The 24,951-nt window shown below is 67.0% G+C and carries 17 protein-coding genes and 1 pseudogene; 5 read left to right on the top strand and 13 right to left on the bottom strand.

The window, feature by feature from the left end; translation table 11 throughout:
- Positions 1-357: 357 nt before the first annotated feature.
- The 3 genes and pseudogenes from H4O10_RS22435 to hflK all read right to left on the bottom strand — a co-directional run.
- Positions 358-540: pseudogene (locus tag H4O10_RS22435) on the bottom strand (DUF2065 family protein); the annotation flags it as partial.
- A 68-nt stretch (positions 541-608) separates the two neighbouring features.
- The gene (locus H4O10_RS18620; protein ID WP_005414169.1) at positions 609-1,472 is read right to left on the bottom strand and encodes a protease modulator HflC; all 864 of its coding nucleotides are present in this window, start codon (positions 1,470-1,472) and stop codon (positions 609-611) included.
- Positions 1,469-2,602, bottom strand: a complete 1,134-nt coding sequence (hflK, locus tag H4O10_RS18615) for an FtsH protease activity modulator HflK (RefSeq protein ID WP_005410642.1) — start codon at positions 2,600-2,602, stop codon at positions 1,469-1,471. The genes H4O10_RS18620 and hflK overlap by 4 nt, the downstream gene beginning before the upstream one ends.
- 153 nt (positions 2,603-2,755) lie before the next feature.
- Here hflK and H4O10_RS18610 point away from each other — a divergent pair, with 153 nt between their 5' ends.
- Positions 2,756-3,751 carry a YhdH/YhfP family quinone oxidoreductase gene (locus H4O10_RS18610; RefSeq protein ID WP_005410643.1) on the top strand — a complete coding sequence of 332 codons (996 nt, stop codon included), beginning with the start codon at positions 2,756-2,758 and terminating at the stop codon, positions 3,749-3,751.
- 88 nt (positions 3,752-3,839) lie between these two features.
- Positions 3,840-4,211 carry a twitching motility response regulator PilH gene (gene pilH / locus H4O10_RS18605; RefSeq protein ID WP_005410644.1) on the top strand — a complete coding sequence of 124 codons (372 nt, stop codon included), beginning with the start codon at positions 3,840-3,842 and terminating at the stop codon, positions 4,209-4,211.
- 88 nt (positions 4,212-4,299) lie between these two features.
- Here the strand turns inward: pilH and H4O10_RS18600 are convergent, their stop codons facing one another.
- Positions 4,300-5,193, bottom strand: coding sequence for a DnaJ C-terminal domain-containing protein (locus H4O10_RS18600; RefSeq protein WP_005410645.1), 894 nt, complete (start codon positions 5,191-5,193; stop codon positions 4,300-4,302).
- Positions 5,194-5,453: 260 nt separating this feature from the next.
- Between H4O10_RS18600 and H4O10_RS18595 the strand changes: the two genes are divergently transcribed.
- Both H4O10_RS18595 and H4O10_RS18590 read left to right on the top strand, forming a co-directional pair.
- The gene (locus H4O10_RS18595; protein ID WP_049454666.1) at positions 5,454-5,936 is read left to right on the top strand and encodes a peroxiredoxin; all 483 of its coding nucleotides are present in this window, start codon (positions 5,454-5,456) and stop codon (positions 5,934-5,936) included.
- A gap of 29 nt (positions 5,937-5,965) precedes the next feature.
- Positions 5,966-6,541, top strand: a complete 576-nt coding sequence (locus H4O10_RS18590) for a ferritin-like domain-containing protein (protein ID WP_005410647.1) — start codon at positions 5,966-5,968, stop codon at positions 6,539-6,541.
- Between the two features lie 72 nt (positions 6,542-6,613).
- Here H4O10_RS18590 and pbpC read toward each other — a convergent pair whose 3' ends face one another.
- The 9 genes from pbpC to prpB all read right to left on the bottom strand — a co-directional run bounded on the left by pbpC (position 6,614) and on the right by prpB (position 22,943).
- Positions 6,614-8,995 (bottom strand): penicillin-binding protein 1C, encoded by a 2,382-nt coding sequence (gene pbpC / locus H4O10_RS18585; RefSeq protein WP_049454664.1) that lies wholly within the window; start codon positions 8,993-8,995, stop codon positions 6,614-6,616.
- A gap of 64 nt (positions 8,996-9,059) precedes the next feature.
- Positions 9,060-13,967 (bottom strand): alpha-2-macroglobulin, encoded by a 4,908-nt coding sequence (locus H4O10_RS18580; protein WP_049454663.1) that lies wholly within the window; start codon positions 13,965-13,967, stop codon positions 9,060-9,062.
- Positions 13,968-14,130: 163 nt separating this feature from the next.
- Positions 14,131-15,591 (bottom strand): bifunctional 2-methylcitrate dehydratase/aconitate hydratase, encoded by a 1,461-nt coding sequence (locus H4O10_RS18575; protein WP_049454661.1) that lies wholly within the window; start codon positions 15,589-15,591, stop codon positions 14,131-14,133.
- 150 nt (positions 15,592-15,741) lie between these two features.
- Positions 15,742-16,920, bottom strand: a complete 1,179-nt coding sequence (gene prpF / locus H4O10_RS18570; protein ID WP_033835382.1) for a 2-methylaconitate cis-trans isomerase PrpF — start codon at positions 16,918-16,920, stop codon at positions 15,742-15,744.
- Between the two features lie 52 nt (positions 16,921-16,972).
- Positions 16,973-17,341: a type II toxin-antitoxin system ParD family antitoxin gene (locus H4O10_RS18565; RefSeq protein ID WP_231522733.1), complete on the bottom strand. Its 369-nt coding sequence runs from the start codon at positions 17,339-17,341 to the stop codon at positions 16,973-16,975.
- Positions 17,341-18,045 (bottom strand): hypothetical protein, encoded by a 705-nt coding sequence (locus H4O10_RS18560; RefSeq protein WP_049454659.1) that lies wholly within the window; start codon positions 18,043-18,045, stop codon positions 17,341-17,343. Before H4O10_RS18560 ends, H4O10_RS18565 begins: the two co-directional genes overlap by 1 nt.
- Positions 18,046-18,139: 94 nt before the next feature.
- Entirely contained in the window at positions 18,140-20,758 is a 2,619-nt protein-coding gene (gene acnD, locus H4O10_RS18555) for a Fe/S-dependent 2-methylisocitrate dehydratase AcnD (RefSeq protein ID WP_049454657.1), read from the bottom strand.
- A gap of 97 nt (positions 20,759-20,855) precedes the next feature.
- Positions 20,856-22,013, bottom strand: coding sequence for a 2-methylcitrate synthase (prpC, locus tag H4O10_RS18550; protein ID WP_005410655.1), 1,158 nt, complete (start codon positions 22,011-22,013; stop codon positions 20,856-20,858).
- Between the two features lie 36 nt (positions 22,014-22,049).
- A complete protein-coding gene (gene prpB / locus H4O10_RS18545) occupies positions 22,050-22,943 on the bottom strand; it encodes a methylisocitrate lyase (RefSeq protein WP_010482769.1) in 894 nt (297 codons plus the stop codon).
- Positions 22,944-23,097: 154 nt separating this feature from the next.
- On the opposite strand from prpB, the gene prpR reads away from it, so the two are divergent.
- Entirely contained in the window at positions 23,098-24,681 is a 1,584-nt protein-coding gene (gene prpR, locus H4O10_RS18540; protein ID WP_049431674.1) for a propionate catabolism operon regulatory protein PrpR, read from the top strand.
- The last annotated feature ends 270 nt before the right edge of the window (positions 24,682-24,951 follow it).

The following is a 24,951-nucleotide window of genomic DNA, read 5'->3' as shown; positions in this document are numbered from 1 at the left end:
CGTGGCGGGCTGGCCAGCACCTGCAAGGCGGCTCCAAACGGGGAGCGGCCGGCGATGGAAGGCCCAGACACGGAAAAAGCCGAACGGGGAGGCCCGTCCGGCTTTTGTGCATTATCCGGGTTTCCGGGGTCGGGTGCCACCTTTCCGACGGGTGGCTTTACCGGCCGGTCAGCCGCCCCGCCCGGTCGTGCCGGCCACTGGCCGGCAATGCCAACCAAGGTTGGCATCCACCAGAGCCTGGCCACGCAGGAGCAGGTCGGTCAGCTGCTCCGCCCGGTAGTGCCGGCCGCTGGCCGGCAATGCCAACCCAGGTTGGCATCCACCAGAGCCGGGCCACGCATGTGAACGCAGGCGGTAGTGGCGGGCCCACCACAGCAGGCTCAGGCCTGCCAGCAGCACCAGCCCACCGAAGCTGCGCAGGGCCGGGCTGGGCAGGTCCAGCAGGCGCTCGGCCATGCGCTTCCAGGCGAACGGGGCGACGAACAGGAACAGGCCTTCCAGCACCGCGACCAGGCAGACAGCGGCAAACAGATCTTTCATGGGGGGACTCCGGAAAAAGCACGGGGCCCGGCATTTGGCCGGGCCCCGTGGGGTACTGCCCTGCGACCTCAGCGGTCGTTCTTCAGGTACTGCAGGAACGGGTCGTTCTTGTCGAGCACGATCACGCCGTTGCCGTCGGTCATGGAGCCACGGTAGGCCTCCAGGCTGCGGTAGAACGCATAGAACGACGGATCGGCCGAGCCGGCCTTGCCGTAGATGCGCGCCGCCTCGGCATCGCCTTCACCGCGCAGGCGCTGGGCATCACGCTCGGCCTCGGCGATCAGCACGGTGCTGTCACGGTCGGCCTGGGCGCGGATGGTCAGCGACTGCTCCTCGCCCTCCGCGCGCAGCTTTGCGGCTTCCTGCTTGCGCTGGGCACGCATGCGCTCGTACACATCGTTGATCACCTGGCTGTCGGTCGGCAGGTCCACCTGCTTGATGCGCAGGTCGATCATCTGCATGCCCAGGCCGGCCACCGCCTCGTTGATCCCCTTCAGCTGCTCGGCGATCAGCTCGCTGCGGTCGCCGGAGACCAGCTGCTGCAGGGTGCGCGAGTTGATCTGGTTGCGCAGCGAGTCGGTGATGATCGGTGCCAGGCGGGCGTTGGCGATGCGCGGATCGCCGCCGGTGGCACGGAAGTAGTCACCCACGTTGGAGATGTAGCCGATGGCGAAGAAGTCGACGCTGACGTCCTTCTGCTCGGCGGTGAAGTAGCGCGCCGGTGCGGTGTCGAGCACCTGGAAGCGGCGGTCGAAGACCTTCACCGTTTCCACCACCGGCACCTTGAAGTGCAGGCCCGGCTTGATGTCCGAACGCACCACCTTGCCCAGGTTCAGCACCATGGCGGTCTGGTCCTCACGGACCACGTACACCGAGCCGAGCAGGCCCAGCACCACCGCCACGATCACGGCGATCCAGATAGGACTCTTCATCGGCTGCCCTCCTCACGGCCGCTCGGTCGCCCGGTCGGGCGGCCCACCGGCCGGCCCGGATCACGGGAAGCTTCCGCCGCTGCACCCGGCAGCGACGGCATCACCACGTCCGGGTTGGCCACTGCGGCCGGAGCCGACGTGCTCGGACGGGTATCGCCGGTCATCGGCACGTAGATCAGCTGGCGGCCATCGCCACCGATCACCTTGCGGTTCTCGCTCAGTACCTGCTGCACGGTCTCCAGCCACAGGCGCTTGCGGGTCACTTCCGGGGCGTCCTTGTACTGGGCCTGCAACAGGCTGAAGCGCTGCGCGTCACCCTCGGCCTTGGACACCACGGCCTGCTTGTAGCCTTCAGCGGTGGTACGGGCGCGCGAGGCCTGGCCCCGGGCTTCCGGCACGACCTTGGCGGCGTAGGCCTGGGCTTCGTTGATCAGGCGTTCCTTGACCTGCTGGGCACCGTTGACCTCGTCGAAGGCCGGCTTCACTTCTTCCGGCGGACGGGCATCCTGCAGGGTCAGGCCGGTCACGGTCAGGCCGGTCTTGAACGCCTTCAGCAGCGCCTGCAGGCGCTCCTCGGCGGCCACGGCCAGCGGGCCACGGTTGTTCAGCACGGCGTTGAGATCGGCGCGGCCGACTTCCTCGCGTACGGCGCTCTGCGCCGACTGCTCCAGCACCTGGTTGGCATCGACGGTGCCGAACAGGTACTGCTGCGGGTCGTCGATGCGGTACTGGACGTTCAGCGAGACGTTGACGATGTTCTCGTCGCGGGTCAGCACCGGCACCTGGATCGAGAACGTCTTGATCTCGGTGGCGTTGACCTTGGTGACCGATTCGATCGGCCACGGCAGCTTGAAGTTCGGGCCGGGCTGCAGGATGCGCGAGAACTGGCCGAAGCGCAGCACCACGCCACGCTGCTGTTCGCCGATCAGCTGGAAGCTGGAGAACAGCACCAGCAGCACCACGGCTGCCACCACCCAACGCACGATGCCGCCGTCGAACAGGTCCTTCAGCGGCCCGGGCAAACCGCCCCAGCCACCACCATTGCCACCGCCGCGTGACCCGAACGGCCCGCGTCGATTGTCCTCGGGGCCTTGTCCGCCCTTGTTGCCGCCGGGTGTATTCCAGGCCATGCACGCTCCATCAAGATTTGGGCTGCGGCGCGGGCCCTTCCCGCACCGCCAGCCGTGAAACCATCACCGATCATACAAGATGGGGCGGATCGGCAGGATCGAAAGGGGGGCAACGGGGTAAGGTGGCGTTTTCCTCGAAGTCAGGCAACGCCGATGGCCCCCACCACCCCGTTCACCGCCTTCCGCATCGAAAACGACGACGCCGGCTACCGCAGCGGCCTGGTCCGGCTCGGGGTCGACGACCTCAACCCCGGCCAGGTGCTGATCCGCGCCCACTGGTCCTCGGTCAACTACAAGGACGCGCTGGCCGGTACTGGAAAAGGGAAGATCCTGCGCCGCTTCCCGCTGGTGGGCGGCATCGATGTGGCCGGCACCGTGGTCGCCAGCACCGACCCGGACTGGCGTGAAGGCGACGCGGTGCTGGCCACCGGCTGCGGCCTCAGCGAGACCCGCGACGGCGGCTACAGCCAGTACGTGCGGCTGGAATCGCGCGCGGTGATCGCCCAGCCTGCCGGGCTGACCCCACGCGAGGCGATGGTGCTGGGCACCGCCGGCTTCACTGCGGCGCTGGCCCTGCTGCGCATGCAGGACAACCGCCAGACCCCGGAACTCGGCCCGCTGGCGGTCACCGGTGCCAGCGGCGGTGTCGGTGCGCTGGCGCTGTCCATCTTCAGCCGTGCCGGCTACAGCGTGCACGCGGTCAGCGGCAAGCCGGACCAGGCAGGATTCCTGCGCAGCATCGGCGCCACCGAGGTACTGCCGCGCGACGCGCTGGCCGACACCGGCGCGCTGCAGTCGGCCCGCTTCGGGGGTGGCCTCGATAATGCCGGAGGCGACATGCTGGCCAGCCTGCTGGCGCAGACCGTGCCCTACGGCAGCGTGGTCAGTGCCGGCCTGGCAGCCAGTCCGACGCTGGACATGACGGTGATGCCGTTCATCCTGCGCGGTGTCTCGCTGCTGGGCGTGTCCTCGGCCAATGCGCCACGCGGACTGCGTGAGGAAGTGTGGTCGCGGCTGGGGAGTGACTGGAAGCCGCAGCACCTGGACCGCATCTGCACCGCCGAAGTCGGCCTCGATGGCCTTCCTGCCGTGTTCGAACGGATGCTGGCGGGCGGTTCGCTGGGTCGCACCGTGGTGCGGATCGACTGAACGTCGCAGGCAGGCGACGGACGGCAGACGCGGCCCTCCCGCCGGTAATGGGCCCGCACTACACTGCGGGCATTACATGGGGAACAACATGGCACGCATTCTGATCGTCGACGACTCACCGTCGCAGCTGTTGGGGATACAGCGCATCGTCGAGAAGCTCGGGCACCAGATCCTGACCGCCACTGATGGCGCCGCCGGGGTCGAAACCGCCAAGGCCGAGCTGCCCGACCTGGTCCTGATGGACGTGGTGATGCCCAACCTCAACGGCTTCCAGGCCACCCGTACCCTCGCCCGCGACGAGGCGACCCGGCATATCCCGGTGATCCTGGTGACCACCAAGGACCAGGACACCGACCGCATGTGGGGCATGCGCCAGGGCGCCAAGGCCTACATCACCAAGCCGTTCTCGGAAGACGAGCTGTCCGAGGTGCTGGAGCGCGTGTTCGCGGGCCAGGGCTGAGACGCGCGCGGTAGTGCCGGCCGCTGGCCGGCAACCACGCATCACCGTCCAGGGCAATGAAGTTGCCGGCCAGCGGCCGGCAGTACCTTCAAATGGTCTCGCCGAACGCCTTGGCCAGATTGCGGTACGCCTTCTTCTGCGCCTCGTCGGTCGCAGCCGGGGCCACGATCTCGATCTCGACGATCTGGTCGCCATCCGGGTTGCCCGGCAGGCCACGCCCGCGCAGGCGCAGCTTGCGGCCGGCATCGGAATCGGCCGGAATCTTCAGTTCCACCGCGCCGCCCAGGGTCGGCACGCTGATGCTGGTGCCCAGCGCGGCCTGCCACGGCGTGAGCGGCAGCGTATAGAGGATGTTGCGGCCATCGACCTCGAACTGCGGGTGGGCGGCGTATTCCACTTCCAGCAGCAGGTTGCCGCCATGGTTGCCCTGCCCTGCCAGGCGGATCACCTGGCCCGGGCGGATGCCCTTGGGCACGCGCACGTCCAGCTGCTTGCCGTTGACGGTGATGCGCAGGCTGTCGCCGCTGTAGGCCGCTTCCAGTGGCACCGACAGCTTGGCGCGGGTATCGCGGTTGGGCGCATGGCCCTGGCTGCTGAAGCCCGGACCGGCCCCCGCGCCCGCTCCACCGCGCTGGCGCGCGAACAGGCTTTCGAAGAAGTCGCTGAAGCCGCCGTTGGGGCCGCCGCCACCGAACACTTCCTCGAAATTGAAACCACCGGCGCCGCCGTAGTTCGGCGGCACGTTGAACTCCTCGCCCGGGCGATAGCCCTGCGCGCGCAGCTGGTCGTAGGCCGCGCGCTTTTCCGGATCACGCAGCGCCTCGTAGGCCTCGTTGACCGCCTTGAACTTGTCTTCGGCCCCAGCCTCCTTGCTGACGTCCGGGTGGTACTTGCGTGCCAGCCGGCGGTAGGCGGTCTTGATCTCCGCCTCGCCCGCGCTCGGTTCCACCCCCAGGGTGGCGTAGTAATCCTTGAATTCCATCCAGCTACCTCGATTCGCTTCGGCCGCGCCGGTGGCGCCGCCCCGGGTTCATTCTACGCGCCTGCGAGGCTACGCCGCCCCTCGTGCGGCCCCGGTGAGGCCGACTGATCCTGCGCAATGCGGCTGCCATCCCCGTGCGCCACGCTGTGGCTGGAAGCCCCTGCCACAAAGCCGGAAGATGGGGCCTGCACACCGGGTTTCCAATGTCTTGACGCCCCTGTCCCATCCGGCCCACTAGCCTGCCCCAGCAAGGAGTTCCCATGACCATCCATGTCGGCGACCGCATTCCGGAAGTGACCCTCAAGCGCATCCGCGAGGGCATTGAAACGCTTGATACGCATTCGATGTTCGATGCGCGCAAGGTGGTGCTGTTCGCCGTGCCCGGCGCGTTCACCCCGACATGCTCGGCACGTCACCTTCCCGGCTACGTCGAAAAGTTCGAGGCCTTCCGCCAGCGCGGCATCGACGTCTACTGCATGGCCGTCAACGACCCGTTCGTGATGAAGGCCTGGGCCGCCGACCAGAGCGTGCCCGACGGCCTTCTGATGCTGTCCGACGGCAATGCCGAGCTGACCCGCGCCCTGGGTCTGGAGCTTGATGCGAGCGCGTCGGGCATGGGAATCCGCTCGCTTCGTTTTGCCCTGTACGTCGACGACGGCGTAGTTCGAGAGGCATGGGTTGAACAGCCCGGCCAGTTCGAAGTGTCTTCGGCCGAATACGTGCTGGAGCATCTCCCCACCTGATTCCCCACCGCAGAAGGAAACGGCCAGCCATGTCCAGCAAGCCAGCCAAAGCCAGCAAGCCCGCCGCGAACGTTCCTGGCATCAGCGATCGCGCGACCCTGCGCGAACGCGCCCGGCGCAACCTCGAAGACGGCGCGATCACAGACAGCTACAGCGCTGACCGCGAGGTGGTGATCAAGCTGCTCAACGACGCACTGGCCACCGAGTACGTCTGCGTTCTGCGCTACTACCGGCACTACTTCATGGCCAAGGGCATGCTGGCCGACGCGGTCAAGGCCGAGTTCCTGGAACATGCACAGCAGGAACAGGCGCATGCCGGCAAGCTGGCCGAGCGCATCGTCCAGCTGGGCGGCGAGCCGGATCTCAACCCGGATACGCTGACCGCGCGTTCGCACGCCGAATACAAGGAAGGCAGCGACCTGCGCGACATGGTGCGCGAGAACCTGGTGGCCGAGCGCATCGCCATCGACAGCTATCGCGAGATGATCAACTTCATCGGTGACCGCGATACCACCACCAAGCGCATCCTTGAAGAGATCCTGGCGCAGGAAGAAGAGCACGCCGACGAGTTCGCCGACCTGCTGGATGGGTGGATCGGGGAATAGCGGCCCCGCATACGCCTTGGCAGATGCCCACCCTGGTGGGCGCATTCATCGCGTGCCAACCAAGGTTGGCACCTACCGCAGGACGTTGAACCTTATCTGTGTCCACGCGCCATCTGCCGCCAGCGCGGTCAAGGTGTGCGCGCCCGGCTCGGCGAACTCGCGCTGCATCAGCTGCGCACCGCGCGTCTGTGCGATCCAGCGTCCATCGAGCAACCAGTCCACCGCCTGCTCGCTGCCCAGCGCGCGCAGCTGCAGGCGTACGCCATGTTCCGAATTCGGCGCGCGCGCCAGCGTGGCGCCATCGTTGAGACCATCGATGTGCAGCGCAACGCTGGCCTCGCGGCCATCATCACGGCAGTCCGGCGACAGCGCCGGCAGCTGCGAGGCTTCGCGCGTGGCCTTGGACAGCCACGGCGACAGCAACGCTGGCCAGCGCGCGATCTCGCGCGCGACTTCTTCGTGCGGCAAGCGGCAATCGGCTGACACGCGCAGACCGGTACGCGCATCGGCAAGGTAGCGCTGCCGACCCGGTTGCCAGCGCCGTGCGTCGCGTTCGGGGAAGGTCGGTGGTGCCGCGCCTTCCAGCAGATAGGCTGGCATCAGCCGCTGGCAGAGCGCAGCAGGCAGGCCTTCGGCACGCTCACCAGTCGGCCAGCAGATGTCTTCCTGGCTGACGCTGGCCGGCATCGGCGCAGCGGCCGAGTCACCGCGCTGGCGCGGCAGGCTGTCCACCACCTCGAACATCAGCGGCAGCGCGGTCACCGCGCCGTACTGGCCCGGTAGCGGTGTGCCGTCCGGCCGACCCACCCACACGCCCACGGTGTAGTGGCGGGTGCTGCCGATCGCCCACGCATCGCGGTACCCGTAACTGGTGCCGGTCTTCCACGCCACGCGCGGGCGGCCACCGACATCGAACGTCCCGACGCTATACCCCGGCCGCGGATTCGATTCCAGCATCTCGCGCACGATCCAGCTGGCGCCCGGCGAGGCCAGGCGACGCTCGATCATCGGTTCGTCATCGGTGTAGCGCACGCGCCCAGCGATGCCGTTGCGGTTGAGCGCGGCGAACGCACCGACCAGATCTTCCAGCCGCGCACCGGTGCCGCCCAGGATCAGCGACAGATTGGGCGTGCTGCCCGGCGGGAAGCGCAGCTGGATGCCGGAGTGCGACAGGCGCGCAGCAAAGCGCGCCGGACCGACCCGCTGCAGCAGGTCCACCGAGGGCACGTTGAGTGACAGCCGCAGCGCGCTGGAGGCGCCGATCGGCCCATTGAAGGCCATGTCGAAGTTGCCGGGGCGGTAGCTGCCGAAACTCTGCGGCGCATCGACCAGCAGGCTTTCCGAATGGATCAGGCCATCGTCCAGCGCCACTGCATACAGGAACGGCTTGAGCGTGGACCCAGGCGAGCGCCAGGCCTGCACCATGTCCACGTGGCCAAGCCGCTGGCGGTCACCGAACGCCAGCGTGCCGACATAGGCACGCGCCTGCAGGGTCTGGTTGTCGACCACCAGCAGGGCCGCCGAGGTGCGCTCGGGCAGCGTGGAGAAGTAGCTGGCCACGCGTTCTTCCAGGGTGCGCTGCAGGCCGATGTCGATACTGCTCTGGATGCGTGCCTGGCCCGGATGCGCCGAGTGCAGGCGCTGTGCCAGCAACGCGGCATGCAGCGGCGGCCGCAGCGAGCGTGCGACCACGTTCTCGATGCGCGCATCTTCCACTTCTTCCGCTGTCCACGCGCCCAGCTCGGCCATGCGTGACAGCACCTTGTCGCGCGCCTTCTGCGCCGCTTCCGGATGGCGGTCCGGGCGCAGCCGGCTCGGCGCCTGTGGCAGCACCGCCAGCAACGCCGCCTCGGCATGCGACAGCTGCGCCGCCGGCTTGCCCAGGTAGGCCCAGCTGGCCGCTTCCACGCCCTCGATGGTGCCGCCGTAGGGTGCGCGTTCCAGGTACAGGGCCAGGATCTGCTGCTTGCTCAGGTGCACTTCCAGCTGCACCGCGCGCAGCATCTGCTTGAGCTTGCCCCAGGGCGTGCGCGTATGCGGATCGAGGATGCGTGCGACCTGCATGGTCAGGGTCGAACCACCGGACACGATGCGACCACCGCGCAGCAGCTGGCCACTGGCACGCAGGATCGCCAGCGGGTTGATGCCCGGATGGCGCCAGAACCAGCGGTCTTCGTAGGTCAGCAGCGCCTGCAGGTACAGCGGCGAGACGCTGTCGGTCGATGCCGGATAACGCCACACGCCCTCGGCGTCGGCGAACGCACGCAGCGGCGTGCCATCGGCAGCCACCACCAGGGTGCTGGTATCGCGTTGCTTCGGCAGCGGCGGCGGGAAGGCGAAATCCAGCACCAGCAGCAGTGCCAGCGTGGCCGCCGTACCAAAGCGCAGCCACGGCCACAGCGGCTGCAGCCGGCGGCGCAGGGCCGCCCGCCGGGTCGTCATCGTGTTCGTCATTGCAGCGTGCCGCATTGGAGCTTGCCAGCTGGACGGGCCGCGCCGTCGCGGCCCATCCGTGGGATCAAGGCTGTACCACCGTGATCGTGGTCGGGTTGCTGCGGCCGACGCCGCGCAGCTGCGGCCGGTACATGTCCTCCACCAGCGGCGGCGGCACCGAGTAGGTACCCGGGGTCACCGCGCGCACCAGGTAGAACACGTTGGCCTTGCTGCCACGCGAGAGATTCAGCGCGGCCACGTAGCGGTCGTCGCGGAATTCCTCGTGCTTGGTATCGGCGGCTTCACCCCGGTCGCTGATGGTGATGCCATCGACCACCACGTCGGCCCACTGCTTGGCATCGCCCAGGTTGAAGTTCTCGATCTCCAGGCCGGCCGGCAGCAGGTCGGTCAGCAGTGCATCGGGCATCGTGGTGTCAGCGGTGACGGTGACGCGCACGATCAGGGCTTCGCCTTCCTTCAGCGGCCGCGGCGACCACGGCTTGCCATCGGTGCCGTAGTAGCTGCGCTCGACGCCCAGCACGCTGTTATCCGGTGCCGGCGCGCTGCGCGGGATACCGGCCACGTCGATGCTGGCGAACATCGGCGGCTGGCCCTGCGGGGTGAAGCGCACGCCGCTGGCGAGTTCATTTGCACTGAAGTTGCGGCCGAACAGCTTGCGTTCGCCGATGGCTTCGGTGTTGCCACCGATCACCAGTTCACCGGCCACCAGCGCCTTCTGGTTGGCAGCAAGCGCCTTGCCAAGGCGGGCAATCGCCACCTGTTCCTGCGTACTCAGCCACATCCAGCCGGCATTGCGGCGCGCATCCAGGCCGCGGCCGAGGTCAACCGCACGTGCATCCCAGGCCGGCTTGGCCAGCTTGTTTTCGTGGGTCAGCGCGATCATCAGCGCGTCATCACGGATCGCACTGCCGTAGTCGCCGAAGTACGACGGGCGTTCGCTGCTGGACTTGGCGAAGGCCGCCGCCAGCGCGGCCTGGCCGCGCTTGGCATCGCCCTGCAACGACAGCGCCACGCCCAGGTGGACCAGCGACAGGCCGCCGACCGCCTTGCTGCGCTCGTTGTCGTACAGCGTGCGCAGGGTACCCAGCGGCGCACGGTTGACCCTGGCCAGCACGTAGCCCGAGTACGCCTGGTTGGCGAACTTCAGTTTCTCGCGGTCGTCCTGGCCATAGAACTGGTTGCCACCGGACAGCAGATCCTCGCTGAGGCGGTTGAGTGCCTTCTGCAGCACGTTGTCGGGCACGGCGAAGCCGGCGTCCTTGGCATCGAGCAGGAACTCGGTGATGTACGGGGTCAGCCACGGGTTCACGTAGCCGTCGTCACCCCACATCGAGAAGTTGCCATTGGCCACCTGCATCGACGCCAGGCGGCCAAACGCACCTTCCATGCGCTCGCGGCGGGTCTTGGCATCCAGCCCGTCGGCACCGAGCATCGACGATGTTGCCTGGTCCAGGATCAGCGCGGCGTAGCCCTTGCTGGTGGTCTGCTCGGCACAGCCATACGGGTAGTTCAATGCACCCTGCAGCGCACTGGCGAACGGGATCGGCGGCAGCGGGCTGACCAGCAGGCGGGCATTCACCGACTCGGCCATCAGGCCATCGGTCAGGCTGTTATCGAGGCTGACCGCGGCCAACGGATCAAGCGTGCGCACCTGCGAACGCAGCACCTGCGGCCACGCCGCACGCACCGGCAGGTCGTAACGGCGATCGGCCTTGAAGCCGTTGCCGTCCACCCGCACCCGCACCTTGGCCACGCTGTGGCCCTCGCGTGCCGAAAGCGGGAAGCTCAACGTGGTCTTGGCGTCGGCATTCAACTGCACGCTGCGGCTGCCTTCGCCCAGGTTCAGCGGGCCCTCGCTTTCCACCTTCACGTTGAACTGGCCCGGCTTGCCGGTGAAGTTCTGCACATCCAGGGTCACGGTGCTGCGGTCGCCCGGAGCGAGCACGCGCGGCATGCTGGCTTCGGCGAGGATCGGCGCACGCACCACGGTTTCCACGTCGCGCTTGCCGTACTGGTCATCGCTGTAGACCAGTGCCGACACCCGCAGGGTGCCGTTGAAGTCCGGCACCTTCAGGCGGATGCGGGCGATGCCCTTGGCATCGAGCTGCACCGGGCCAGAGAACAGGTCCACGGTCTGCACGCGCGCGGTCGGGCGCTTGGCCTGCGGCAACGCCTGCAGCGCCATGTCGCCACCGAACTTCAGCTTGCCGGCGCCGCCGTCAAAGCTCTCGATCACCCGGCTGTAGATGTCGTAGGCATCGATGCCGAGGCGACGCTGGGCGAAGAAGTGCGCACCGGCATCGGGCACCGGGAAGCGGGTGATGTTGAGGATGCCCACGTCCACCGCCGAGACCGTGACGTGCGCCATTTTGCCGGCCAGCTGCGGTGCGCTGACCGTCACCGGCAGGTCCTGTTCCGGTCGCATCTGCTTGGGCGCTGCCAGGCCGACGGCCACGGTGCGCCCCTTGCGGTCCATCGGCACGTGCACCACGCCCACCGCACGGGCCGGGGTGATCTTGCTCGGCGCACTGCCGCCGCGGAACACCAGCGCGGTGATGTAGACGTCGTGGCGCTCCCAGTCAGCGGTGACCGGAATCTTGAAGGTCGAACCCGGCTTGGCGTCGATGTCCTGCACGTACAGCATGCGGTCGGTCTCGACCATCAGGATGCCCTTGCCGGCGTGCGGCGGGGTCACCGTCACCTCAAGCGTGTCGCCTGCCTTGTAGCCGGTCTTGTCCAGGCCCAGCTTGATCTTGTCCGGGCGCGCGTCCAGGCCGCGGTTGTCATCACCCCAGCTCCAGCCGGCGCGGAACGGGTAACGGCTGGTCAGGCCGGTGGACGGGTCGAACACGTCCACCCGGTACTCGCCCCACTCCACCGGGAAATCGAAGGCGACCGCACTGCTGCCGGCATCGACGGTGCGGGTTTCCTTGTTCTCGAAACGGCGGGTGAAATCGTAGTCCCAGCGGTTGTCGTTGAAGGTCCAGTGGTAGTCGCGCAGCTCGCGCACCAGAGTGATCTTCAAGCCCTTGGCCGGCTGCGGCGTACCAGCAGCATCCACGCGCATCAATTCGAAGCGCGCGTTGCCGTTGGAATCGGCACCGTCCTCCGGGTTGAACAGCGGGCGTACACCGACCAGGGCGTTGGCCGGCCACATCACCCGCTTCAGGGTACGGGTGACCGTGCGGCCACCGGTTTCATACAGGCTGCCGGACAGCACTACGGCAATCGGCGCCTTGGCCTTGGCTGCCTCTTCCGGCAACGCGACGTCCTCACGCAGCTGGCCGTTGCCCGGCAGCGTGGTATCGATCACGTCCTTGGCCTCGCGCGGCAGCTGCAGGGTCGGGTCACCGAAGAAATAGCCCGGCAGGCCCTCCACCGGCTTCTGCTCGGCGGCCACCGCCATACGTGCCGTGAAGCGGTTGCCATTGGCCGGTGCCCCGTACAGATAGGCACCATTGGCCTGCAGGCGCAGGTCCTCACCCGGCTTCAGCGTCTTCTGCGCGCTGTCCAGGTCCAGCTTCATGCGTTCCGGCAGGAATTCCTCGATGCGCAGGGTCATGCCCTGGATCGCTTCCTTGCTGGCCGGGTCGGTGCGGAACTCGACCTGCCAGCGCCCGGTCGGCGCCTCGGCGGGAATGACCTGCTCGAAGTTGATGTAGCCCTGGTCGCCCGGCTGCAGGCGGGTCTCGCGGAAGGTCTTGCCGTCGGGCTGCTTCAGCCGCAGGAATACCGGTTGCGCCTTGACCGGCTTGCCGTCGTTGTCGCGCAGCAGGGCGGACAGGCGCACGGTCTCGCCCGGGCGGTACAGGTCGCGGCCGGACCAGGCGTAGACGTCGAACCAGGCATTGTCACGGCCGGCCACGGCGAATTCGCTCAGGTCCAGCGCCGGCTGGTTGAACGGCAGGAAGCTGGTGTCCTTGCCGGTGCTGGCGACCAGCACGTGGGTGGCATCCAGGGTGTAGTTCAGCAGCGCATTGCCATTGCCGTCGGTGCTGCCCTTCAGCACCACCTCGCCCTTGGCATCGAGCACGCGCAGGTCGATGCCCTTCAGCGGCGCGCCGTCCTTCAGGCCGGCGGTATGGACGAACAGCTTGTCCTTGTAGGCGCGGGTATGCAGGCCGATGTCGCTGACCGAGAAGAACGCGGTATCGAACTCGCCTTCGTAGTCACCGGTGCGCTTGAGCAGGGCGAAGTACAGGCCCGGCTCCTGCAGTTCCTTGATGTCCTGGGTCGGCAGGTAGGTCAGCACCCGCTCGTTCTTCTTGCCGCCCAGGATGAAGCGGTTGACGTAGACCGGCTCTGCCAGCTTGTTGATCGGGCTGCGCTCGTAGTCGCTGCTCAGCTCCCAGCTGCCGCGGCGGCCACCGCGCTGGTACTGGCTGAAGAAGGTCGGCAGGTCCTTCTCGCGCACGCGCAGGAACTCGACGTCGACCTCCGGCACGTTCACCGAGACCACCGGCAGGCCACGACTGTCCTTGGCCGGCAGCACGCTGCCCTGCGAGGCGAAGCCGACCACCGGTTTCAGCTCGCCGCTGAACACCTTCTGTTTCAGCTCCTTGCCCAGGCGGCTGCCATCGGCGGCCAGCAGGTCCGGCGAGACCACCAGGCTGAACTCCTTGCCGGCCTCGACGAACGGGTAGCGCAGGGTCAGGCCGTCATCGGACAGCGTCCAGCTGCTGTCGTCGGTGCCGACCTTCTCTTCGAAGCGCACCAGCTTGTCGAAATCCTGGGTGCCGACCAGCGGGCGCGAGAACTCCAGCGCCAGCGACAGGCCGTCATTCTTCTGGTCCGGGTAGGCACGCAGCAGGGTGAATTCCTTCACCTGCTCGGCCTTGGTGGTGATGGCTTCACCGCTGGCCTTGGGCAGCTGCCCGCTGTCATTGCGGCAGCCAGCCAGGCCCAGCAACAGGCCTCCTGCCAGTACCGCCGCCGCCCATCCCCACCGCTTCCGCCGTGCCGGACCGCTCATGTCGTCACTCCTTGATCGAGGCGGCCATTATAGGCAGGCCACGTCAAGGTGTTGACGCGAATTCGGCAATTGCCCCAAGTGCGGGTAGTGCCGGCCGCTGGCCGGCAACCGGCATGGCAGATTGGATGGAATTGCCGGCCAGCGGCCGGCACTACCGATCGCTCTAGCCCGGCAGGTACAGGTCCACGTAGTCGGTCACCGGCATCGCCGCCAGCGCCACAGGGTCCAGCGATGCGGCCAGGATGCGCTGCTGCTGGGTGGTCGGGAAGCGGTGGGCCAGGTGCCGGCGGAACTTGTCCATCAGCAACGGAATGCCCTCCTCACGTCGGCGCGCGTGGCCCAGCGGGTATTCCACCAGTACCTCGGGCAGCTCAGTACCGTCGCTGAAGCGCACACTCAGGCCGTTGGCGATGCTGCGCTTGTCCGGGTCCAGGTAATCGGCGCTGAGCTGCGGATCCTCATGACAGCCCATCTTCGCGCGCAGTGCATCGATGCGCGGATCCGCCGCCACATCGTCCTCGTAGTCCTCTGCCACCAGCCGCCCATGCAGCAATGCGATGGCGACCATGTACTGCACGCAGTGGTCGCGGTCGGCCGGGTTATGCAGTGGGCCCTGCTTGTCGATGATGCGGATGCAGGCTTCCTGGGTCCGGATCGCGATGTGCGCAATGTCCTCGACCCGCCGCCCCATCGCAAGCAACTGCTGGTGCAGCATGACCGCGGCCTCCACTGCGGTCTGGCCGTGGAACTCGGCCGGGTAGCTGATCTTGAACAGCACGTTCTCCATCACATAGCTGCCTAACGGTCGCCCCAGCGTCAGTGCCTGACCGCGCATGGACACGGCCTCGAAGCCCCAGGTTGGCGCGCTCAGCACGCTGGCATAGCCCATCTCACCGCTGGCTGCCATCAAGGCCAGGCGCACGCCACGGCTGGTCGCATCGCCGGCCGCCCAGCTCTTGCGCGAGCCGGTGTTGGGTGCGTGCCGGTAGGTGCGCAGCGCTTGGCCATCGACCCAGGCCAGCGACAGCGCATTGAGCATGCGCTCGCGGTCCAGCCCGAGCAGCTGCGAGACCACCGCCGTGGTGGCGACCTTGACCAGCACCACATGGTCCAGCCCGACCCGGTTGAAGGAGTTCTGCAGGGCCAGCACGCCCTGGATCTCGTGCGCCTTGATCATCGCCAGCAACACGTCGTGCACGGTCGGCGGCGGTCGGCGCAGGGCCTGCGCGTTGCGGCCCAGCCAATCGCAGACGGCGAGGATGCCGCCCAGGTTGTCCGACGGGTGCCCCCATTCGGCGGCGAGCCAGGTGTCGTTGAAATCCAGCCAGCGCACCATTGCGCCGATGTTGAAGGCGGCCTGCACCGGATCCAGCACGTAGTGCGTGCCCGGTACGCGCGCGCCGTTGACTACGCTGATGCCCGGCACCAGTGGACCGAGCAGCTTGCTGCAGGCCGGGAAGGACAGCGCTTCCAGGCCACAGCCCAGCGTATCGAGCAGGCAGTGGTGCGCGGTCTGGAACGCCAGCGGTGAGTCGATGCGCGCGTCGCGCACGTAATCGACGATGTCCACCAGCAGCGCATCCCAGGCTGCACGCTCGTTGGATGGGGTGTGGCTGTCGGACATCGTCGATCTCCTCTTCAGAAGCAGGTCAGGCCGCGCCTCCCGGTAATCGCCAACCTAGGTTGGCGCTGGACCGTACCCGGGCGGTGCCAATGCAATGCCAACCAAGGTTGGCATCCACCAGAGCATGTGATGCCGGCGCCGTTCGGCTGGTTACTCGACCGGTACCCGCACCTTGCCTTCCATCAGCACGCGGGCGCTGCGGCTCATGATGGCCTTGGTCACCGTCCACTGGCCGTCAACGAGACCGGCCTGCGCACCCACGCGCAACGTGCCGGAGGGATGGCCGAACGTCACCGCTTCGCGTTCGCCGCCGCCGGCGGCGCGATTGACCAGCGTGCCCGGGATCGCCGCTGCGGTACCGATCGCCACGGCGGCGGTCCCCATCATCGCGTGATGCAGCTTGCCCATCGACAGCGCACGCGCATGCAGGTCGATCGCCGAGGCCGGAATGGCCTTGCCGCTGGACGACACGTAGTCCTGTGCCGGTGCCACGAAGGCGACCTTCGGTGTGTGCTGGCGGGTTGCCGCGTCTTCCAGCGTGTTGATCAGGCCCATGCGCAGCGCGCCGTAGGCACGAATGGTCTCGAACTTCTGTAGTGCCGCCTTGTCTTCGTTGATTGCCGGCTGCAGCTCGGTCCCGGTGTAGCCGAGGTCGGCGGCGTTGAGGAAGATGGTCGGGATGCCGGCGGTGATCATGGTCACCTCGAAGCTGCCCACGCCGGGCACGTCCAATGTATCGACCAGATTGCCGGTCGGGAACATCGCGCCCGCATCACCGTCATCGGACGGATCGATGAATTCCAGCTGGATCTCGGCCGCCGGGAAGGTCACGCCATCCAGCTCGAAATCGCCGGTCTCCTGCACTTCGCCATCGCGCATCGGCACGTGCGCGATGATGGTCTTGCCGATGTTGGCCTGCCAGATGCGCACGGTGCACAGGCCATCGCGCGGCACCCGGGCCGGATCGATCAGCCCATGGGCGATCGCGAACGGACCCACCGCGGTGCTGAGGTTGCCGCAATTGCCGCTCCAGTCGACGAAGGCGGTATCGATCGAGACCTGGCCGTACAGGTAGTCCACATCGTGGTCCGGCACCGAAGCGGTGGAGATGATCACGCATTTGCTGGTGCTGGACGTTGCACCGCCCATGCCATCGGTCTGCTTGCCATACGGATCTGGCGAGCCGATCACGCGCATCAGCAGCGCATCGCGTGCGGCACCCGGCACCTGCGCGGCTTCCGGCAGATCCTGCAGGCGGAAGAACACGCCCTTGCTGGTGCCACCACGCATGTAGGTGGCGGGAATACGGAGTTGCGGGAGGAAGGTCATGGATCGGGTTCCTGTGTGCAGTGAAACAATTCTCTGGGAGCCGTGCACCGCCCTAAGGTGGGCCATATGTACTGGCTTCATCTTCGATTCGATGCGCGCTCGAGCAGTTTCTGGAAGTGCCCCAGAGGCAGGGGGCCGGAGGCCCCGAAGCAAGACCTTCAGCGATCAACTGGCGAAGCAGGTCTTCAGCCTTGCTTCGCCGACGCTGACGGATAAGGTCGCGAACGTACTCGGAAGCGCTGGCGTAGTCGCCTTCACGAACTTCCTGGTCCACGAACTGTTTGAGCTCATCAGTCAGCACCACGTTGACATTGACCATATAGACCTCCACTGCGGAACTGTCACGCGACAGTCTGCGAGGCACCAAAGGCAACGACAAGGGCAGAAAGCGCCAGCCGTTGCTTAAAGAGGCCTTCGCCATCACGCAGGCGCTCCAGTATGACTTCGCCGCGCCCGCGCGGACGTTCCCTGCTGCCATCGGAACAGGTACAGGATGACCAGCTTGGTACTGCCACTCACCACTGCCAGCAGCAGCAACGGCCATCCCATCCGTAGGCCCATGGCGAAGGCAAATACGATCGTGGACAGGTCCATGAGCAGGATCCACTGGCTCATCCGCAGCGACACTGCACCGGTATGGCCATTGCGAAGGATCAACAGGATCTGATGCGTGTAGCCCTGCGCCAGCAAGGCAGTGATGGCCACGATCATCGTACTGGCCACCACCCTGCCCTCGTCCGCGTGACGATCACCCCAGGCCAAGCCGGTCAGCGCGCAGATCAGCAGCAGCGCGGCTGCCAACACGCTGGTCGTCGCGGAGCGATTCCGTCGGTCGCGCCAGATCTCCACCAGGATGGCCATGACCAGCACCGACGCGAGCAAGCGTGGCCAGACAATGAAGTGATTGAACGGCGTGACGCTGTAGCCATAGACGAAGAAAGACAGGTACGCCAGGAAGCTGACCGTGAATTGATTCAGCGACAATACTGCAGTGGCGCTGTCAGTCGCGTCCGCACGCTCCCGACGGTTGCGCACCAGGCGCAACTGCGCGCCCACACCCAATAGGCTCAGCAGGATGAAGGCGGTGTTGACCGTGCCTGCGATGTTGTAGAACGCCGTTCCCATGCAGATGGGGCAACACCCCTCTCCTCCGTGACCACCGCCATGCGGGCCGAAGCCAGCATGGCGGCAACTCGATACAAGTCAGCTATCTGCTGCCTTACGCCACCTTGGCGCCTTCCAGGAAGTCCTGGGCGAAGCGCTGCAGCACGCCGCCGGCCTCGTAGATCGCCACTTCCTCGTCGCTGTCCAGGCGGCAGGTGACCGGCACGATCACGTCCTGGCCGTCGCGGCGGTGGATGACCAGGGTCAGTTCGGCACGCGGGGTACGCTCGCCGATCACGTCAAAGGTCTCGGTACCGTCGATCCCCAGGGTCAGGCGGGTGGTGCCCGGCTTGAACTCCAGCGGCAGCACGCCCATGCCGATCAGGTTGGTACGGTGGATGCGTTCGAAGCCCTCGGCCACGATCGCCTCGACGCCAGCCAGGCGCACGCCCTTTGCGGCCCAGTCACGCGAGCTGCCCTGGCCGTAGTCGGCGCCGGCGATGATGATCAGCGGCTGCTTGCGCTCCATGTAGGTCTCGATCGCCTCCCACATGCGCATCACCTTGCCTTCCGGCTCCACGCGCGCCAGCGAACCCTGCTTCACGCTGCCGTCGTCATTGCGCACCATTTCGTTGAACAGCTTCGGATTGGCGAAGGTGGCGCGCTGCGCGGTCAGGTGGTCGCCGCGATGGGTGGCGTAGGAATTGAAGTCCTCTTCCGGCAGGCCCATCTTCGCGAGGTATTCGCCGGCGGCACTGGACGCCAGAATGGCGTTGGACGGCGACAGGTGGTCGGTGGTGATGTTGTCCGGCAGCACCGCCAGCGCGCGCATGCCTGCCAGCGTGCGCTCGCCGGCCAGTGCGCCCTCCCAGTACGGAGGACGACGGATGTAGGTGCTCTGCGGGCGCCAGTCGTACAGCGGGCTGACCGCGGCGCCGTGCTCCACGCGCACGTTGAACATCGGGTTGTAGACCTTGCGGAACTGCTCGGGCTTCACCGAGGCCTTCACCACCGCGTCGATCTCGGCATCGCTGGGCCAGATGTCCTTCAGGCGCACTTCGTTGCCGTCGGCATCCACGCCCAGCACGTCCTTCTCGATATCGAAGCGGACGGTGCCGGCGATGGCATAGGCGATCACCAGCGGCGGCGACGCCAGGAAGGCCTGCTTGGCGTACGGATGGATGCGGCCATCGAAGTTGCGGTTACCCGACAGCACAGCCGTGGAATACAGGTCACGGTCGATGATTTCCTGCTGGATCTTCGGATCCAGCGCACCACTCATGCCATTGCAGGTAGTGCACGCGAAAGCGACGATGCCGAAGCCGAGCTTTTCCAGGTCCGGCAACAGGCCGGCTTCTTCCAGGTACAGCTGCACGGCCTTCGAGCCCGGCGCCAGCGACGACTTCACCCACGGCTTGCGCTGCAGGCCACGCGCGTTGGCGTTGCGCGCCAGCAGTGCTGCGGCGATCACGTTGCGCGGATTGGAGGTGTTGGTGCAGCTGGTGATGGCCGCGATGATCACCGCGCCATCGGGCATCAGGCCCTGCGCCTGCTCGGCCTTGCCCGCTTCCAGCTTGGCCTCGTCGGCGATGCCGCGCTCGGCCAGCTCGGCAGTGGCCACGCGCTTGTGCGGGTTGGACGGGCCAGCCATGTTGCGCACCACGCTGGACAGGTCGAAGCGCAGCACGCGCTCGTACTGCGCGGTCGCCAGATCGTCGGCCCACAGACCGGTGGTGCGTGCGTAGTTTTCCACCAGCGCTACCTGCGACCCCTCGCGCCCGGTCAGGCGCAGGTAATCGGTGGTCTGCGCGTCGATGTAGAACATCGCGGCGGTGGCACCGTATTCCGGGCACATGTTGGAGATGGTGGCACGGTCACCGATGGTCAGTGCCGCGGCACCCTCGCCGAAGAATTCAAGCCACGCGCCGACCACACGCTCCTTGCGCAGGAACTCGGTCAACGCCAGCACCACGTCGGTGGCGGTGATGCCCGGCTGCGGCCGGCCGGTCAGCTCGACGCCGATGATGTCCGGCAGGCGCATCCACGAGGCACGGCCGAGCATCACGTTCTCGGCCTCCAGGCCGCCCACACCGATGGCGATCACGCCCAGCGCATCCACGTGCGGGGTATGGCTGTCGGTGCCCACGCAGGTATCCGGGAAGGCCACGCCGTCCTGCACGTAGACCACCGGCGACATCTTCTCCAGGTTGATCTGGTGCATGATGCCGTTGCCCGGCGGAATCACGTCCACGTTCTGGAACGCCTGCTTGGTCCAGTCGATGAAGTGGAAACGGTCTTCGTTGCGGCGATCCTCGATCGCGCGGTTCTTCTCGAACGCCTGCGGATCGAAACCACCGCACTCCACCGCCAGCGAGTGATCGACGATCAGCTGCACCGGCACAACCGGGTTGACCTTGGCCGGGTCGCCACCCTTGTCGGCGATCGCATCACGCAGGCCGGCCAGGTCCACCAGCGCGGTCTGGCCGAGGATGTCGTGGCAGACCACGCGCGCCGGGAACCACGGGAAATCCAGGTCGCGACGGCGCTCGATCAGCTGCTTCAGCGAATCGCCGAGCGTGGCCGGATCGCAGCGACGCACCAGGTTCTCGGCCAGCACGCGCGAGGTGTACGGCAGGGTGGCGTAGGCGCCGGGCTGGATCGCATCGACAGCGGCACGCGCGTCGAAATAATCCAGCGCGCTGCCGGGGAGGTTCTTGCGGTAATCGGTATTCATGGGCTGGCGGAGTACTTGGGGCGGGCCGGGTGCCGGCGGTGCGGCGGCGAAAGCACCCGGCCGGCACGCGGCCGGCCGGATGGGTACGGCAGGTGGATCAGACGCGCTTGTCGATGGCGACGAAGTCGCGGTCTTCCGGACCGATGTAGTTGGCGCTCGGGCGGATGATCTTGCCGTCGATGCGCTGCTCGACGATGTGCGCGCTCCAGCCGGCGGTGCGGGCGATCACGAACAGGGGAGTGAACATCGCGGTCGGCACGCCCATCATGTGGTAGCTGACGGCGCTGAACCAGTCCAGGTTCGGGAACATCTTCTTGATGTCCCACATCACCGATTCCAGGCGCTCGGCAATGTTGTACATCTTCATGCTCGACTGCTCTTCGGACAGCTCGCGGGCCACGTCCTTGATCACCTTGTTGCGCGGATCAGAGACGGTGTAGACCGGGTGGCCGAAACCGATCACCACTTCCTTGCGCTCGACGCGGGCCTTGATGTCTTCCTCGGCCTCATCGGGACTGTCGTAGCGCTTCTGCACTTCGAACGCCACTTCGTTGGCGCCGCCGTGCTTCGGACCGCGCAGCGCGCCGATGCCACCGCAGATCGCGCTGTACATGTCGCTGCCGGTACCGGCGATGACGCGGCAGGTGAAGGTCGAGGCGTTGAACTCGTGTTCGGCGTACAGGATCAGCGAGGTGTGCATCGCCTTCACCCACGACTCCTGCGGCTTCTCGCCGTGCAGCAGGTGCAGGAAGTGGCCACCGATCGAGTCATCGTCGGTTTCCACGTCGATGGCGCGGCCGTTGTGGCTCCAGTGGTACCAGTACAGCAGCATCGAACCGAGGCAGGCCATCAGCTTGTCGGCGATGTCGCGCGCGCCCGGATGGTTGTGATCATCCTTCTCCGGCGCCACGCAGCCAAGCACGGACACGCCGGTGCGCATCACGTCCATCGGATGCGCCGACGGCGGCAGCTCTTCCAGCGCCGCCTTCACCGCAGCAGGAATGCCACGCAGCGACTTCAGCTTGGCCTTGTACGAGACCAGCTCGGCGCGGGTCGGCAGCTTGCCGTGCACCAGCAGGTAGGCGATTTCCTCGAACTCGCTGGTGTTGGCCAGGTCCAGGATGTCGTAGCCGCGGTAGTGCAGGTCGTTGCCACTGCGGCCCACGCTGCACAGCGCGGTGTTGCCGGCAGCGGTGCCGGACAGGGCGACGGACTTCTTCGGCTTGAAGGTCGGGGTTGCGGTCGTATCGTTCATGTTTCCCTCCGAAAACTTGATGGTGCAGGGTACTGCTTATTTCTTGGCGGCGAACAGTGCATCGAGCTGCTGCTCGAAGGCGTGATAGCCGATGCGGTCATAGAGTTCCTCGCGGGTCTGCATGGTCTCCACCACATTGCGCTGATGGCCATCACGGCGCACCGCCTGGTAGACGTTCTCGGCCGCCTTGTTGGCGGCGCGGAAGGCCGACAGCGGGAACAGCTGGATGGCAACGCCGGCCGAAGCCAGTTCATCGCGGCTGAACAGCGGGGTGGCACCGAACTCGGTGATGTTGGCCAGCACCGGCACCTTCACCGCGTCGACGAAGCGGCGGTAGGTGTCCAGATCGTAGGCCGCCTCGGCGAAGATGCCGTCGGCACCGGCCTCGACACAGGCAATGGCGCGCTCGATGGCCTTGTCCACGCCGTCCACCTGGATGGCGTCGGTGCGTGCGATCAGGAAGAAGTCCGGGTCGGTCTTGGCATCGGCAGCGGCCTTTACGCGGTCAACCATTTCACCCTGCGAGACGATCTCCTTGCCCGGGCGGTGACCGCAGCGCTTGGCGCCGACCTGGTCTTCGATGTGGCAGGCGGCCGCGCCGGCCTTGATCAGCGACTTCACGGTGCGCGCGATGTTGAACGCGCTCGGGCCGAAGCCGGTGTCGATGTCGACCATCAACGGCAGGTCGCAGACATCGGTGATGCGGCGCACGTCCACCAGCACGTCTTCCAGGGTGTTGATGCCCAGGTCCGGCAGGCCCAGCGAGCCCGCGGCAACACCGCCGCCGGACAGGTATATGGCGCGGAAGCCGGCGCGCTTGGCCAGCAGGGCGTGGTTGGCGTTGATCGCGCCGATCACCTGCAGCGGCGATTCGGCAGCCAGCGCCTCACGGAAGCGGGCACCGGCGGAGAAAGGAGTGGAAGCGGTCATGCGGCAATCCAGGTTGAAGTACGGGATAGAGAGCGCAAACACCATGCCAAGCTGCAAGCCGTTGATTTCACGGGAATGACGCCCACGCAACAGTGAAACATATGAAACATTGAAACAGATGTATCATGAAACATCCCATCCAACGCGCGCCGTCATGTACCTGCCCCGCTCGCCCCTGCGCCACGCCGATGCCGACCCCAGTCGGCCGGTGATCTGGACCGTCAGCGTCTCGCGGCTGACCGGTCTTCTCGGCGACGTCATTCCCGAGTTCGATCGCCGCGCGCGTGTCGAGCAGATCAACCTCGGCTTCGAGGAAGCGGTGGACGTGATCGGCCAGCGCCTGCGCCGCGAGCACTGCGACGTGGTCATCGCCGGCGGCTCCAACGCGGCCTGGCTGCGCAGCCGGCTGGAGCTGCCGCTGGTGCCGATCCAGGCCAACGGCTTCGACCTGATGGAAGCCTTGGCGCGCGCACGTCGGATCGCCGGCCGTATCGGCCTGGTCACCCACGCCAGCGACGTGCCGGTGTTCAGCAACTTCCAGCAGAGCTTCGGCCTGGACATCGAGCATCGCCGCTTCGTCACCCGCGAGGACGCCCGCGACTGCATCGCCGACCTGCGCGCCAACGGCATCGAGGTGATCGTCGGCACCGGCATGGCCATCGACCACGCCGAACAGGCCGGACTGCCCGGCGTGCTGCTGTACTCGGCAGATTCGGTACGGCAAGCGTTCGAGCACGCGTTGGAACTGACCCAGACCCTGGCCCGCTCCGGCGGCAGCCGGCCCGCGCCGCGCCGCCGTGCCGCACCGCGCAGCGATGCCCACGACCTGCTCGGCGACAGCGAGGCCATGGCACAGGTGCGCGCACAGATCACGCTGTACGCCCCGCATGACAGCACCGTACTGGTCACCGGCGAAACCGGCACCGGCAAGGAACTGGTGGCGCGCCAGCTGCACGCCGCCAGCGGACGCCGTGGCCGCTTCGTGGCACTGAACTGTGGCGCGATCAGCGAATCGCTGCTGGAAGCGGAGCTGTTCGGCTACAGCGATGGCGCCTTCACCGGCGCACGCCGTGGCGGCCGCGTCGGCCTGGTCGAGGCCGCTGACGGCGGCACCCTGTTCCTGGATGAAATCGGCGAACTTCCGCTGCCACTGCAGACCCGCCTGCTGCGGGTGCTGGAAGAACGCGAGGTACTGCGTGTCGGTGCCACCGAGCCGACCCCGGTCGACCTTCGCGTGGTGGCCGCGACCCTGCAGTCGCTCGAGCAGCGCGTGGCGGCCGGCAGCTTCCGCCGCGACCTGTATTACCGCCTGGCCGCGCTGCGCATCGCCCTGCCCGCACTGCGTGCCCGGCGCGGTGACATCGCGCTGCTGGCGCAGCATTTCTTCCGCCAGCTGCGTGGTATCGACGCGCCACTGGATGCGGAGGCACTGGCGGTGCTGACCACCGCCGAGTGGCCCGGAAACGTGCGCGAATTGCGCAATCTGGTGGATCGGCTGCGCATCCATTGGCAACCCGGTGAAGGGCTGATTGATGCCGCGCGACTGCTGCAGCTGGCACCCGAGCTGGTGAATGAGGGCGCCGCTGCGCTACCGGTGGAAAGCAACGGCAAGCGGCCGCCGCGTGCGCAGTTGGAAACGCTGTTGCAGGAACACCGCAATGACCGCGAAGGCATGGCACAGGCGCTGGGCGTCTCACGCACCACGCTGTGGCGCTGGCTGCGCGCGGAGGGATTGTAACGTCCTGCCATCTGGCTGGTGCACACCGATCTCTGGCCGGGGCGAACCGATGCCGATGTCTGTTGAGGGCCCGATGCCTGGGCGGTGCGAAGCGATCCCCGGTGGGTGCGAACCTTGGTTCGCACCGCTTTTCCCAATCACCCCATCCACGCATGGCGTGGATCTTATCTCTTGCCAATCTGGCACCTTGGGTGCCGAGAGCCCGGCGTGGGCGACCGTGTGGATCCAGGTCTTGCGACCGAGAAGTAGCTTGGGTCCCCACGCCGGATT

Origin of the sequence: Stenotrophomonas sp. I18B00994, assembly GCF_014145825.1 — a bacterium.
Classification (GTDB): domain Bacteria; phylum Pseudomonadota; class Gammaproteobacteria; order Xanthomonadales; family Xanthomonadaceae; genus Stenotrophomonas; species Stenotrophomonas maltophilia.
The sequence above is the reverse complement of the archived record's forward strand: the minus strand, read 5'-3'. Positions and strand labels throughout refer to the sequence as shown.